Here is a 13860-nt window from a genome sequence, read left to right as displayed (position 1 = left end):
GCCCCATGCCCAACGCCAGTCCCACCCCCGGCAAGAACCTGCTCACCCCCGACAACCACGCGCTCATCCTCGTGGACCACCAGTCGCAGATGGCCTTCGCGACGCGCTCCATCGACATCTCGCTGCTGCGCAACAACACCGCGCTCATCGCCAAGGCGGCCTCGGGCTTTCGCGTTCCCACGCTCCTGACCACCGTCGCGGAGAAGAGCTTCTCGGGGCCCCTGTTCCCTGAAATCAAGGAGGTCTTCCCCGAGGCCAGGGTCGTGGACCGCACCACGATGAACGCCTGGGAGGACCCGCAGGTCACCGAGCAGGTCAACCGCTTCGACAAGGAGCGGCTGGTGATTGCCGGCCTGTGGACGGGCGTCTGCATCGTCGGGCCGGTGCTGTCCGCCATCGACCAGGGCTTCAAGGTCTACGTCATCACCGACGCCAGCGGGGACATCTCCGAGGAGGCCCACGAGCGCGCGGTGCAGCGCATGGTTCAGGCCGGCGCCATGCCGATGACCAGCCTCCAGTACCTGCTGGAGCTCCAGCGGGACTGGGCGCGCGGCGCCACCTACGCGTTGACCACGGGCATCGCCACCAGCAACGGCGGGGGCTACGGCCTGGGCGTCCAGTACGCCAAGTCCATGTTCAACGCCTCCGAGGGCGGCCAGCACTGACGTCGTCCCGCTTTCCGTCACACCCCGGCGATGGACACGCGCCCCCAGCCCCCCGGGCCGCGTCCGTCGTCGTGTCGTTGTCCGCCCCCTCCTCCGCGCACGAGCACCCCCATGGCCGACCTGATTGTCCGCAACGCCCGCATCACCACCCTGGACCGGGACCATCCGGAGGCCCAGGCCCTGGCCATCTCCGGAGGCCTCGTGGAGGCCGTGGGAGACGAGGCCACCATCATGGCGCTCGCCGCACCGGGGACGCGGGTCATCGACGCGGGCGGGCGGCGGCTGGTTCCCGGCCTCAATGACAGCCACATCCACCTGATTCGCGGAGGACTCAACTACAACCTGGAGCTGCGCTGGGACGGCGTGCGCTCGCTGGCGGACGCGATGGCGCTCTTGCGCGAGCAGGTGGCTCGCACTCCGGCGCCGCAGTGGGTCCGCGTGGTGGGAGGCTTCAGCGAGCACCAGTTCGTCGAGAAGCGCCTGCCCACGCTGGAGGAGCTCAACGAGGCCGCGCCGGAGGCGCCCGTCTTCATCCTCCACCTGTACGACAGGGCGCTGCTCAATCGCGCCGCCCTGCGCGCGGTGGGCTACGGCAAGGAGACGCCGGACCCGCCGGGCGGACGCATCGAGCGCGACGCGCGCGGCAATCCCACGGGCCTGCTGCTGGCCAGCCCCAACGCGCTCATCCTGTACGCGACGCTCGCCATGGGGCCCCGACTGCCCCCGGAGTACCAGCTCAACTCCACGCGCCACTTCATGCGCGAGCTGAACCGGCTGGGTGTCACGTCCGTCATCGACGCGGGCGGCGGCTTCCAGAACTACCCGGAGGACTACGACATCATCCAGAAGCTGCACGCCGACGGCGAGCTGACGGTGCGCATCGCCTACAACCTCTTCACCCAGAAGAAGGGCGCGGAGGTGGCGGACTTCGAGCGCTGGACGGGCATGCTCACCCCCCGCCAGGGCGACGACATGATGCGCCACAACGGCGCGGGCGAGATGCTCGTGTTCTCCGCCGCGGACTTCGAGGACTTCCGCATGCCCCGGCCGGAGCTGCCCGCGGGCATGGAAGGCGAGCTGGAGTCGGTGGTGCGCCTCCTGGCCCAGAAGCGCTGGCCGTTCCGCATCCACGCCACCTACGACGAGAGCATCAGCCGGGTGCTGGACGTGTATGAGAAGGTGAACCGGGACGTGCCGCTGGACGGTCTGCACTGGCTCATCGACCACGCGGAGACCATCTCCGAGCGCAACATCGAGCGCGTGCGCGCGCTCAGCGGTGGCATCGCCATCCAGCACCGCATGGCCTACCAGGGCGAGTACTTCGCGGAGCGCTACGGCCGTGACGCCGTCCGCCGCACGCCCCCGGTGCGCAAGATGCTGGAGCTGGGCGTGCCCGTGGGTGCCGGCACGGATGCCACGCGCGTGGCCAGCTACAACCCCTGGGTGGCGATGTATTGGCTCGTCACCGGCCGCACGCTGGGCGGGCTGGCGATGTACGGCGAGGACAACGTCCTGGAGCGCGAGGAGGCCCTGCGCCTGTGGACGCACGGCAGCGCGTGGTTCTCCCACGAACAGGAGCGCAAGGGACTGCTCAAGCCCGGCTACTTCGCGGACTTCACCGTGTTGTCGTCGGACTTCTTCCAGGTGCCGGAGGCGTCCATCCTGGACATCACCAGCGTGCTCACGGTGGTGGGCGGCAAGGTGGTGCATGGCGATGGCGGCTTCGGTCCGCTCGCGCCCCAACTGCCCCGGCCGATGCCGGACTGGTCTCCGGTGAATCGCTTCGGCGGCTACCAGGGCGGCACCGTCGCCCAGGCCCGGGCCGCCTTCCAGGGGGCCTCGCACGCGCATGGAGACTCCTGCGCCATGCACGGCCATGGCAGGACTCACGCTTCGCGCCACCAGGTCCCCACGAGCGACGACACCGGGTTCTGGGGCGCGCTCGGGTGCCTCTGCTATGCCTTCTGAGGCGAACGTCGCGGCGGCCCCGGCGGTGCCCGCGCCGGAGGTCGGCCCGTGGGCGCCGCTGCGCCACTCCTCGTTCCGGACGATGTGGTTCGCGGTCCTGGCCAGCCACATCGGGACGTGGGTCCATGACGTCGCCGCCGCGTGGTTCATGTCCGAGCGGACGGGCTCCCCGTTGATGGTCGCCGCGGTGCAGTCCGCGACGACGATGCCCGTCGTGGTGTTCGCGCTCGTCGCGGGCACGCTGGCGGACATCGTCGACCGACGGCGCTACCTCATCGCCGTGCAGGTGTGGATGCTGGTCATGGCGGCGACGCTCGCCTGGTTCGCGCTCTCCGGCAGGATGAATGAGTGGGTGCTGCTGGGGCTGACGTTCGCGCTCGGGACGGGCGCGGCCATGGCGATGCCTGCCCAGGCGGCGACGACCGCGGAGCTCGTACCACGGCCCCTGCTGGCGCCCGCCGTGGCGCTCAGCTCCATCGGGATGAACATCGCGCGCTCGGTGGGGCCAGCCCTGGGCGGGCTCATTGTCGCGCGCTTCGGCGTCGGCTGGGCCTTGTCGCTGGACGCGGTCTCCTACCTGGGCGTGCTGCTGGCCCTGCTCCTCTGGCGGAGGGAGGCGACTGTCTCGACGCTGCCCTCGGAGCCCTTTGGCATCGCCCTGCGCGCGGGGCTTCGCTACGCGTCGAAGTCGGGTGACTTGCGCTCCGTGCTGCTCAAGTCGGCCTGTTTCTACGTCTTCGCCAGCGCGCTGCCCGCGCAGCTCGCCATCGTCGTGCGCAAGGAACTGGGCGCGGGAGCGGGCACGTACGGGTTGCTGCTGACGTGTATCGGAGCGGGCGCCGTCGCGGGCGCCGTGCTGCTGCCTCGACTCCGTGCGCGACTGGGGGTCGACCGGCTGGTGTTCGGCGCCACGGTGCTCTACGCGCTCACCATGCTCGTCGTGGCCCACGTGCGACTGCTCCAGGTGCTGGGCGTGGCCATGGTGTTCAACGGCTTGGCGTGGATCAGCGTGTTGTCCTCGCTCCAGACGGCCACCCATGTCTCCGTTCCCACGTGGGTTCGGGCCCGGGCGCTGTCGCTCTACATCGTGGTTTTCTCCGCGGGCATGGCCGGAGGAGGCCTCCTGTGGGGCTCCGTGGCCCAGCGCTTCGGAGTCCCCGTCTCGCTGACGGCGGCGTCCCTGGCGGCGGTGCTCGCGGGCGCCTTCTCGCTGCGCTTCCGGCTGAGCGCGGCCATGACGCGCAACACCGCGCCCTCTTCGCACTGGCCGTCGCCGGAGCTGACCGAGGCCATCGAGCAGGACCGGGGACCGGTGCTCATCACCGTGGAGTACCGCATCGCCCCCAGGGACCGCGCGACGTTCCTTCCGCTCATCCACCAGCTCGGCGGCACGCGGCGCCGCGACGGTGCCGTGCAGTGGGACGTCATGGAGGACACGGCGGAGCCTGGGCGCTTCCTCGAGTACTTCGTCGTCGGCTCGTGGATGGAACACCTGCGTCAACACGAGCGCGTCACGCATGAGGAGAAGGCGCTGCAGGACACGCTGCGCGCGCTCCACCAGGACAGCCAGCCGCCGTCCGTTCGTCACTTCGTCGGCGCCGCGCCGACGAGCCCCCGTCTCACCCCCTTGGAGAACGACTCGTGAACTGGAAACTGTGTGTGGGCCTGCTCCTGGGCCTGGGTATTGGCTTTGGTTGCCGCTGGTTGGGCGTGCCCGCGCCCGCGCCGCCGGTGCTGGTGGGGGCGCTGCTCGTCGTCGCGATGACGAGCGGCTACACCCTGACGGACAAGCTGCTGGCGTCCCGTCCCGCGCGCAATCACGTCAACTGTGGCGGTCCCACCGGCGAGACGCAGGGGACGCGCTCATGATGCTGGCCCTGTTGGGATTCGCCCTGGCGCTCATCATTGGCGCGGGGTGCCGGCTGCTCGACATTCCCCTGCCCGCTCCGCCGAAGCTCCAGGGCGCGCTGCTGGTGGTGGCCATGACGGTGGGCTTCCTCATGGGGGAGCGGCTCCTGGGCTGAAGCACGCTCGCGCGCGCGGAGGACGCCGTGCCAGGCGGCCTCCGCGCGTCGCGCATGCGTCAGGGCTTGGGGATGAGGACAAGGTCCTCGTCCTGCTCCAGGCGGTACACGCCGTCCGCGCCCCGGCAGCGCTCGGCATGCAGGCGGAGCTTCCGGTCGAGTTCGCGGGCCTGGTCCGGGCTCATGGCCGCGAGCTGCTCCGCGGTGAAGCAGCCCTCGAGCACGAAGAAGCGGCAGAGCGTGTACATCTCCTCGAAGGTCTGCGCGACGAAGCCGCTCATCGTCGGGAGCACCTCGTGGGGCAGGTGTTTGCCCCGCACGGTGTCCAGCATCAGCTCGCCAAAGTTCAGCGTCTCCGCGAAGTCACGGCACAGCTCGTAGGTGGGCCCACGGGCGGCGGCCATGATGAGCAGGCAGTAGCCGCCGGGACGGACGAACGAGAGCAGTCTGTCCATGAAGGCGCCCCAGTCCGCGAGGGGCACGTGGTACAGGACGTGTGAGCACAGGACGAGCTCGTACTGCTCGGTGGAGTCATAGCGCTCCAGCGGCTCGACGAGGACCTTTGCCTTGTCGAGCTTCAGTCCTGAAATCTGCTCGCGATTGGGTTCGAGCAGCGTGAGTGAGCCGAAGTGTGGCGCGAGCCGCTCGGCCACCTTGCCCGACCCGGCGCCCACGTCCAGCAGCGTGCGCGGGAGTGGAAGACCTGGGAGCATTCGCTCCTCGACGACACGCGCGATGTTCTCGGGGTGGCGCGCGGTGGCGGCCAGCAGGCGAAAAGCCGTGGCGTATTCCTGCGGCGACATCGTGATTCCCATATCAGTCCCCCTGCTCCTGTTGAGATGCCAGTCCCGGTGCCCTTCACTGGGGTGAGCGCCAGCGTATCGCCACCGCGGGCGGGGAGCACCTGGCTGGGCGAGGAGTACAGGCACCTGTGAACGGGCATCGGGGAGGACACGAGGACAACCCGCTGGATTCCGCCCGGTGACCTCGAACGCCGCACGTTGGCGACCGTGACTCCATGGCGACATTGCCGAGGGCACAGCGGGGGATTGGCCGTTCGCCCTGCGAAACCGTGCCTCCGCCCCTCTGCCTTGCCGGGGGCACGGCCCCACAGATCAGTGGGTGCTGTCCACCACAGGGGCACGGCTCCTCGCGCGAGGCAACATGCATCCCCGCAGGGAAGCCCCGCATGTCGCGCCCTTGGTCTGACGATTGCTCTGTTGGACGCAATGACAACTCTCATCCGCAGAGAAAACTGGCGGGCCCTGGCCCTCACGGCCTCGTTACTCCTCGGTTGCACCAGTGACACACCTACACCTCCCGAAGGACCTCCTGGGGGGGACGACACGACCGTCCAGTTGACGCTCACGCGCCTGGGCGCGGGCACCCTCACCTCCAGCCCCGCCGCCATTTCGTGCGGCGGCACCTGTCTGGCCTCGTTCACCAAGGGCACCGCCGTCACGCTGACCGCCACGCCTGACACGGGGTACGCCTTCGGTGGGTGGAGCGGCGGCGGCTGCACGGGCACGGAGACTTGCGCCATCACCCTCGACGCCGACACCACCGTGCAGGGGAGCTTTACCCCGGTCACTGTCGCGGGCACCCAATACATCCCCTTGAGCCTCGCCTCCGGCCCCATCGCCGACAAGACGCCCGTGCGCACAGGCGTCCCCCTCCCCAAGGGAGCCCTGTCGAACATCGCCGAGTTGCGGCTGGAGACCGGTGACGGCAGCCAGGAAGTTCCCGCCCAGTTCGACGCCATCTCGCGCTGGCCGGATGGCTCCATCAAGGTAGCCCTCGTCCACCTCGTCGCCGACCTCGGCGAAGCGCGTTCCTACCGCGTCGCCTATGGCCCTGGCGTCGTGCGCGCCGCCCTGCCCCGTAACGTGGCCATCAGCAGCACGCCGACCACCGAGCTCACCGTCGACACGGGCCTGGTGAAGTTCGCCGTCAACAACAAGGGCGTCATCAACAAGCTCTGGCGGGACACCAACACCAACGGCACGTTCGAAGCGGGCGAGCAGCTCCTCAACGGCGGAGACCTGTTCATGGTCAACGCCTACGACAACCTGGAGTACACCGCTGGCGCGGCCACCGACGCGGTCGTCACCGTGGAAGAGAACGGGCCGATGCGCGCGGTCATCAAGGCCCAGGGCTCCCTCACCAACGGCAGCGGCGCGAAGCTCATCAAGTACCTGGTCCGCTACTACGCCCTCCAGGGCTCCGACAAGGTCGACATCGAGGTCTCCGTCATCGACGACCGCCTGGAGCCGAACGTCCAGACCAACCCCACGTCGTTCGCCATCGCCGGCAAGGCGCTGGGCCTGCGCTGGACCTACCTCTCCGACAGCGCGGCCGACTACCGCTTCGGCGGTGAGAGCGGCGCCGCCTATGCCGCCAAGGTCTCCGGAGAGCACTTCCTGCTCCAGAAGGGAGAGTTCACCTTCAACAACGGCGTCGACCTGGGCCACACGTTCAACTACAGCGGCGTGGGCACAGGCGCCAAGGCCGCCGGTTGGGTCGCCCTGGATTCCGGCAGCCGTCACCTGGCCTTGATGGTCCGGGACTTCTGGCAGCAGTTCCCGGGCGAGCTGAGCATCAACGGCAACACCCTGACCGCCTCCCTCTTCCCCGCACGCGGCGGCACCGCGGAGACCACGCAGCCCACGCTGTCCGGCACTCGCTATATCCGGGCGCAGAGCATGTACTTCGCCCGCCCAGGTGGCGCGAAGACGTACCAGCTTCGGCTCGCCTCGAGCACCGGCCTGCCCACCACCAGCGCGCTGCACACGGCCAACGACAGCTATCAGCGCCACCGCCTGGAGCTGACGGCCACCCCGGCCTGGTACTCGACGTCAGGTGTCTTCGGCGACCTGACGCCCACGCCCCAGCTCAGCACCAACAAGGGCTACGACAACATGCTGATGCGTGACATCTACGAGCGGAGCATCGAGCAGTCCGACGGCAACGCCACGATGTTTGGCTGGCGTGACTACGGCGACCGGCTGCGCGCGGGCTGGGCGCTCGAGGTCAATGGCGTCTACGTGCCCAGCTTCTACAATGACACCCACGTCGGCGCGAACAACTTCCTCACGCAGTACCTGCGCAGCGGAGACGCTCGCTGGTTCCAGCTCGGGGAGATCAGCACCCGTCACTTCATGGACATCGACGTGTCGCATGGGCCCCGCGCGGGCTACTGGGCCACGGGCGGCGCGCCGCAGCCCGCGGGCGAGGTGCATGCCATCAACCATGAAAACATCGACCACCAGGTCCGCAACCTGCACTGGGGCCATGCGCACGTCAGCGGCATGAGCAATCTCTACCTGCTCACGGGCGACAAGCGCTCGCTCGACGTGCTCACGGAGATCGCCAACTGGTGGAAGTTCGTCACCCCGCACTTCTTCAAGCGCCCGTTCAAGTTCGCGGACCGGTACCGCGAGGCCGAGCGCGACTATGGCTGGCCCCTCTATGTGATGAATGAGTACGTGCGAGTGACGGGAGATGCGACGTACCACAAGGACGTGGCGGGCCACCTGGCCGCCTACATCGTCGAGTGGTTCAGGACCCCGAGCAATCACGTGGGCTTCAACCCGGCCACGAACACCGTCTCCAACACCGTCCTGGGCGTGAATGATGCCACCCAGGGAACGGGCTACTGGACGATGACCAAGATGGACAACAACGCCGGGTTCAACGCCACTGGGACGAACCCCTGGATGGCGGGGGCCTTCATGGGCAACCTCATCAGGTTTCATCAGGCCGACGTATTGTTCTCCGCCGCGGGCAAGCCCTCCGGCGTGAGTCACGCCCAGATGGTGGACATGTTGCTCCAGGGCATGAACTACGTCGTCAAGTATGGCTACGACAGCACCCGCAAATTCTTCGTGTACTCAGAAGCGCAGCGCGGCTACGACGGCGGCGACCACCACATCCTCTACCCGCTGGCCTATCTGGACCGCCTGTACAAGCAGGAGCTCGCCGCGGGTCGCATCAGCAACCCCGCCTGGTTCGACACCCAGGCCACGTGGGGCGCGCTCGCCACGCGTCGCTACGACGAACTCCAGAACCTGACCGTCGGCGCGAGCACCCAATCCTATGGCTTCTATGGCTATGAGATTGTCTATCCCGCCGACTACTTCACGGTGATGAAGGACACGCTCGGCCGGTAGCGTGGAGCTCCTGTCGCGGGAGGGCAGGACGCCAGGCAGTCCAGGCGTCGTGCCCCCCGCGTCACATGCCCAGCCGACGCACCAGCTCCACGGGCACCGGATAGACGGCCTCCCTGGGCAGCAGGCGCGTGGCCTGGTCCGCGTGCCCCTCGTCCAGGTGCTTGCGCAGCTTCTGCACCAGCGGCGTCAGGTCTGTGATGGAAACCACCCAGTCCTCCACGAAGCGCTGGATGATGCCGCGCCCCAGGCCCACCTGGATGCTGTCGTGAGGGAGCCCCGCCCCCCGCACCGTGCGCTCCGGGTCCCACTGGACATGGACGGACGCGCGCTCGAAAGCCTGTCGCCAGGCCTCCGGCGTGCCATGGGCCTTGGGCTCATACCCCGTGAGTACCCCCTCACCGAGCGCCGCCTCCCACCCACTGCGTCGGATGCGCACCGCGAGCGTGCGCTCCTGGCCGCTCTTGCGGCCCCAATTCGAGCGGTGCATCAGCCACAGGAAGCTGGGTTTGATCCACGTCATCCGACCCACTGAGAACGGCGGGCCGAACTTCTGCTGTCTCACCGCCACGTCCGCGATGGCGTCCGGATAGGCCTGGTAGACCACCATGGACACCCGGTCGAAATCGGCGCGAATCTCCCGGACGGAACTCACCGCCAGGTGCCCGCCAGGGCAAGAAGGCTGTTGCCAACCGTCGTCATACCTCGCACATTAACACAGGGGTCCCTACGAACCCGCGTCGATAGACCCTCACCGACGGGCATCACCCAGACTCTCAACACCTGGAAGACTGTGACAGAAAATGTCACACTTCACGTTTATTGCGGGAAATGCAATGAAGTTGCTGCTGTCGACTTGTTCTTGAGATGCCTTTGGCTTCACCATGACGACCTCATCATTCGTTTGGGGGAATCGCATGCTCGTGAAGAGAGGTCGCGGAGTTGTAGGCGCCACGCTGCTGAGCCTGACATTGGGGGCTTGCACGGAGGCCAACACATCCAAGGATGCGAAGGATGCGGTGACCGAGAAGGCCTCGGCGGCGCTCTCGAGTGAGCACCAGGTCCTCGCCGTCGACAAGGACTCCACCCCCACCTTCGTCAGTGGTCTGTTTGGCGCGGCGCCGACCAGTGTCGCCGCCGTCCGGGGTGTCCAGGCGGAGACGCTGGCGCCCGTCATCGCGCGCGTCGCCCCCCTGTTCAAGGTGAAGCCCGACCAGCTCTTCCTGAAGCGGGCCTATGTCGGCTTCGACGGGGACGCGCACTTCCGCTATGGCGTGCGCCTCAACGGCGTGGAGATCATGGGCGCGGAGCTGCGGCTGCACGCTCGCAACGGCCAGGTGTTCGCCGCCAACGGAAACGCGCGGACCGACCTGCGCGCGCCCGTGGGCGCCAATGTCTCCGCGGAGCTGGCGGTGGAGACGGCCCAGAAGGACCGCGCCTCCCCGCCGAAGGCCGCCATCGAGGGCAAGCCGGAGCTGGTCTACTGGCTCGACAGCGGCCAGTACCTCCTGGCGTACCGCATGCGCATGACGGGCGAGCAGAAGGACGGCACCCCGGTGGACGACACCGTGCTCGTCAACGCTCGCTCGGGGGACCTGTTCGAGCGCTACACCAACATCCACTCGGCGCTGGTCCGCCGGGTCTATGACGGTGGCAACACCACGACCCTTCCCGGCACCGTGGGCCGCAACGAAGGAGACCCGCCCGTCGCGGACCCCATCGTCAACGCCGCCTACGACAACCTGGGCGCCGTCTACAATTGCTACAACGACCTGTTCGGCCGCGACTCCTACGACAGGGCGGGCGCCACGCTCATCGCCACCGTTCACCACCGCGTGAATTATGTGAATGCGTTCTGGAATGGGACGCAGATGGTGTTCGGCGACGGCGACGGCACCACCTCCCTCAACCTGGCCCTCAGCCTGGACGTGACGGCCCACGAGCTGACGCACGCCGTGACGGAGTTCGACTCGGACCTCATCTACTCCGGCGAGTCCGGCGGCCTGAACGAGGCCATGTCCGACATCTTCGGCGCCGTGTGTGAATGGCACGCGGAGGCGCGGACCATCAATGCCGGAACGTACCTCGTGGGCGAGGACGTCTGGACGCCCGACGTCGAGGGGGATGCCCTTCGCTACATGAACAACCCCACGCAGGATGGGGACTCGCTGGATGACTACGGCGACTACACCTCCGGCGTCGATGTCCACTACAGCTCGGGCATCGCCAACCTGGCGTTCTATCTCCTCGCGCAGGGTGGCACGCATCCGCGCTTCCCCACGCGCCCGGCGGTGGCGGGCATCGGTATCGAGAAGGCCGCCCGCATCTTCTACAAGGCGAACCTGGACTTCTTCCTCCCCGGCACCAACTTCGACGCGGCGAAGGCCGGGACGGAGCAGGCCGCCGCGCAGCTGGGCTACGACGCGGCGACCATCGCCTCCGTCAACGCGGCGTGGAAGGCCGTGCAGGTGGGCGTCATCTTCGAGCCCCCGAATCCGCGCCAGCTGGTGCGCAACATCCCCGTGGTCCTCTCCGGAGCCCGCACCACCAAGGAGTATGGCTGGGGTGAGGTGCCCGAGGGCGCGACGAACCTGCGCTTCACCCAGTCGGGTGGAACGGGCGACGCGGACCTCTATGTCCGCGTCGGCAACTACCCGACGACGGGCTCCTACGACTGCCGCCCCTACCTCTCCACCAACAACGAGGCGTGCATCTTCGCCAATCCGACGCCCGGCAAGTATTACTTCATGGTCAACGGTTTCACTGACTACGCCAATGCGTCGCTGGTGATGACGTACCAGGGCGGCTTCTTCCCGCTCGAGCCCAACGTGGTGGTGGGTGGCCTGTCCGGCGCAACCAACGACACCCACGGCTTCTTCGTCCAGATTCCCGAGGCCCCCGAGGGCGGCTATCGCAACGTCACCGTGCGCGTCGAGGGCGGTACGGGCAACGCCGACCTCTACGTCCGTCGCGGCGCCATCCCCACCCACAGCGACTACGACTGCCGAAGCATGAAGGAAACCAACGCGGAGCGCTGCGACCTCAAGTACGTCGAGGGTGGCAAGTACTACGTGTTGCTCTACGGCGCGAAGGGCGGCTACGCCAACGCGTCCGTCGTCGTCACCTACCGCTGAGCTGAACCGACCTGATGCAAGACGGCCCACCCGGTCCGGAGGCGTGAAGCCTCGGCGGGTGGGCCGTCGCATTTCCGGCCACCCCATGAGACCTGGCGGGTGGTCCTCAAGTCCTGGCATGGAGTGACGTGAACTGTCACACGCGTCGCGCCATCGCCTCCCACTCCGCCAACAAAGACTGACATCGATGGGGAGCTCTCGCGGGGTAGGTCCAGACCTGCCTGTTGCGTGAATCGCGATGAAGTCGGGGTGCGCCTTGTCACTGAGCTGCCTTTGGCGTCAACATGACGACCTCATCATCCGGCTGGGGGAAGCGCATGCTCTTGAAGAGAGGTCGCGGAGTCATAGGTGCCACGCTGCTATGCCTGACATTGGGAGCCTGCACCGAGGCCACCACGCCGAAGGAAGGCAAGGACGCGGTGAGCAAGAAGTCCTCGGAGGCGCTCACCGGCGCGCACCAGGTCATCGCCGTGGACCAGGACCGGGTTCCCACCTTCGTCAACGGGCCATTCGGCGCCGCGCCGACGAGCGCCGACGCCCTCCGGGGGCTCCAGCCCGCGACGCTGGCGCCGGTCCTCGCGCGGGTGGCGCCGCTGTTCAAGGTGAAGCCCGAGCAGCTCTTCCTGAAGAAGGCCTACGTCGGCTTCGACGGGGAGGCGCACTTCCGCTACGGGGTGCGAGTCAACGGCGTGGAGGTCATGGGCGCGGAGCTGAGGCTGCATGCTCGCGATGGCCAGGTCTTCGCCGCGAACGGTGACGCGCGCACGGACCTGCCCGCCCCCGAGGGCGCCAGCGTCTCCATGGAGCTCGCGGAGGAGGAGGCCCGGAAGGACCGGGCCTCGCCGCCCGAGGCCACCCTCGTGGGCAAGCCCGAGCTCGTCTACTGGCGCGATGACGGACAGCTCCTGCTCGCCTACCGGCTGCGCATGACGGGCGAGACACGCGGGGGTGAGCGCGTGGATGACACGGTGCTCGTCAACGCACGCTCGGGCGACGTGTTCGAGCGAATCACCAACCTCCACGGCGCGCTGAACCGCCGGGTCTACGACGGCAAAAACGGACCCGGCCTTCCCGGCACCCCGAGCCGCATGGAGGGACAACCGCCGGTCCTCGACCCCGTCGTCAACGCGGCCTATGACAACACGGGCGCCGTCTGGCGTTGCTACAAGGAGCTGTTCAACCGCGACTCCTACGACAACGCGGGCGCCGCGCTCATCACCACCGTTCACCACCGGGTGAACTATGTGAACGCGTACTGGGATGGTGTGCAGATGGTGTTCGGCGACGGCGACGGGACCACCGCCTCCATCCTGCCCTATGCCGTCGACATCACGGCCCATGAGCTGACGCATGCGGTGACGGAGCACGAGTCGGACCTCATCTACTCCGGCGAGTCCGGCGGCCTGAACGAGGCCATCTCCGACATCTTCGGCGCCGTGTGTGAGTGGCACTCGGAGGGCAAGGTCATCGACGAGGGGACGTTCATGATTGGCGAGGACGTCTGGACACCGGAGACCCCCGGGGACGCGCTTCGCTACCTGTTCAACCCCAAGCTGGATGGGGAGTCGCTGGATGACTACGCCGACTACAGCTCGGGTGTCGACGTCCACTACAGCTCGGGCATCGCCAACCTGGCGTTCTATCTGCTCTCCCAGGGGGGCCATCACCCGAGCCATCCGGACTGGCCCTTCGTGGAAGGCATCGGCATCGAGAAGGCCGCCCGCATCTTCTACAAGGCGAACGTGGACCTCCTGACTCCGTCCTCCCGCTTCGAGACGGCGAAGGTCGCCACGGAACAGGCCGCCGCCCAGTTGGGCTACGACGCGGCGACCATCGCCTCCGTCACCGCCGCGTGGAAGGCCGTTCAGGTGGGCGTCATCATCCTGCCCCCGCTCCCTCCCCC

At 67.9% G+C, this 13860-nt stretch carries 10 protein-coding genes; 8 read left to right on the top strand and 2 right to left on the bottom strand.

Features of this window, described 5'->3' with window-relative positions; all coding sequences use genetic code 11:
• From FJV41_RS41445 to FJV41_RS41425, 5 genes are all read left to right on the top strand, one after another.
• A partial coding sequence (locus tag FJV41_RS41445) for a hydrolase (protein WP_306440939.1) occupies positions 1-665 on the top strand: 665 nt, incomplete at its 5' end.
• Between the two features lie 111 nt (positions 666-776).
• The gene (locus FJV41_RS41440; RefSeq protein WP_141648150.1) at positions 777-2633 is read left to right on the top strand and encodes an amidohydrolase; all 1857 of its coding nucleotides are present in this window, start codon (positions 777-779) and stop codon (positions 2631-2633) included.
• Complete coding sequence (locus FJV41_RS41435; protein WP_141648149.1) at positions 2623-4278, top strand: MFS transporter; 1656 nt, start codon at positions 2623-2625, stop codon at positions 4276-4278. The genes FJV41_RS41440 and FJV41_RS41435 overlap by 11 nt, the downstream gene beginning before the upstream one ends.
• The gene (locus FJV41_RS41430; RefSeq protein WP_141648148.1) at positions 4275-4502 is read left to right on the top strand and encodes a DUF1427 family protein; all 228 of its coding nucleotides are present in this window, start codon (positions 4275-4277) and stop codon (positions 4500-4502) included. Before FJV41_RS41435 ends, FJV41_RS41430 begins: the two co-directional genes overlap by 4 nt.
• Positions 4499-4657, top strand: a complete 159-nt coding sequence (locus FJV41_RS41425) for a XapX domain-containing protein (protein WP_141648147.1) — start codon at positions 4499-4501, stop codon at positions 4655-4657. Before FJV41_RS41430 ends, FJV41_RS41425 begins: the two co-directional genes overlap by 4 nt.
• A 59-nt stretch (positions 4658-4716) precedes the next feature.
• Here FJV41_RS41425 and FJV41_RS41420 read toward each other — a convergent pair whose 3' ends face one another.
• The gene (locus tag FJV41_RS41420; protein ID WP_246137748.1) at positions 4717-5460 is read right to left on the bottom strand and encodes a class I SAM-dependent methyltransferase; all 744 of its coding nucleotides are present in this window, start codon (positions 5458-5460) and stop codon (positions 4717-4719) included.
• A 555-nt stretch (positions 5461-6015) separates the two neighbouring features.
• Between FJV41_RS41420 and FJV41_RS41415 the strand changes: the two genes are divergently transcribed.
• The gene (locus tag FJV41_RS41415) at positions 6016-8826 is read left to right on the top strand and encodes an exo-rhamnogalacturonan lyase family protein (protein ID WP_141648145.1); all 2811 of its coding nucleotides are present in this window, start codon (positions 6016-6018) and stop codon (positions 8824-8826) included.
• A 61-nt stretch (positions 8827-8887) separates the two neighbouring features.
• Here the strand turns inward: FJV41_RS41415 and FJV41_RS41410 are convergent, their stop codons facing one another.
• Positions 8888-9478 carry a DUF4291 domain-containing protein gene (locus tag FJV41_RS41410; protein ID WP_141648144.1) on the bottom strand — a complete coding sequence of 197 codons (591 nt, stop codon included), beginning with the start codon at positions 9476-9478 and terminating at the stop codon, positions 8888-8890.
• A gap of 262 nt (positions 9479-9740) precedes the next feature.
• Here FJV41_RS41410 and FJV41_RS41405 point away from each other — a divergent pair, with 262 nt between their 5' ends.
• Together FJV41_RS41405 and FJV41_RS41400 are read left to right on the top strand one after the other, a co-directional pair.
• A complete protein-coding gene (locus FJV41_RS41405; protein ID WP_141648143.1) occupies positions 9741-11957 on the top strand; it encodes a M4 family metallopeptidase in 2217 nt (738 codons plus the stop codon).
• A 317-nt stretch (positions 11958-12274) separates the two neighbouring features.
• Positions 12275-13860: M4 family metallopeptidase (locus FJV41_RS41400; RefSeq protein ID WP_141648142.1), on the top strand; the 1586-nt coding region annotated here is incomplete at its 3' end.

The sequence above is a fragment of the Myxococcus llanfairpwllgwyngyllgogerychwyrndrobwllllantysiliogogogochensis genome (assembly GCF_006636215.1).
In the GTDB taxonomy this organism is placed as follows: domain Bacteria; phylum Myxococcota; class Myxococcia; order Myxococcales; family Myxococcaceae; genus Myxococcus; species Myxococcus llanfairpwllgwyngyllgogerychwyrndrobwllllantysiliogogogochensis.
This window is presented reverse-complemented; position numbering and strand designations above follow the sequence as displayed.

Bases quoted from the DNA above. Each gene is read 5' to 3' on its own strand.
- FJV41_RS41435 (WP_141648149.1), top strand. From the start codon at position 2,623: ATGCCTTCTGAGGCGAACGTCGCGGCGGCCCCGGCGGTGCCCGCGCCG.
- FJV41_RS41440 (WP_141648150.1), top strand. From the start codon at position 777: ATGGCCGACCTGATTGTCCGCAACGCCCGCATCACCACCCTGGACCGG.
- FJV41_RS41425 (WP_141648147.1), top strand. From the start codon at position 4,499: ATGATGCTGGCCCTGTTGGGATTCGCCCTGGCGCTCATCATTGGCGCG.
- FJV41_RS41405 (WP_141648143.1), top strand. From the start codon at position 9,741: ATGCTCGTGAAGAGAGGTCGCGGAGTTGTAGGCGCCACGCTGCTGAGC.
- FJV41_RS41420 (WP_246137748.1), bottom strand. From the start codon at position 5,460: ATGTCGCCGCAGGAATACGCCACGGCTTTTCGCCTGCTGGCCGCCACC.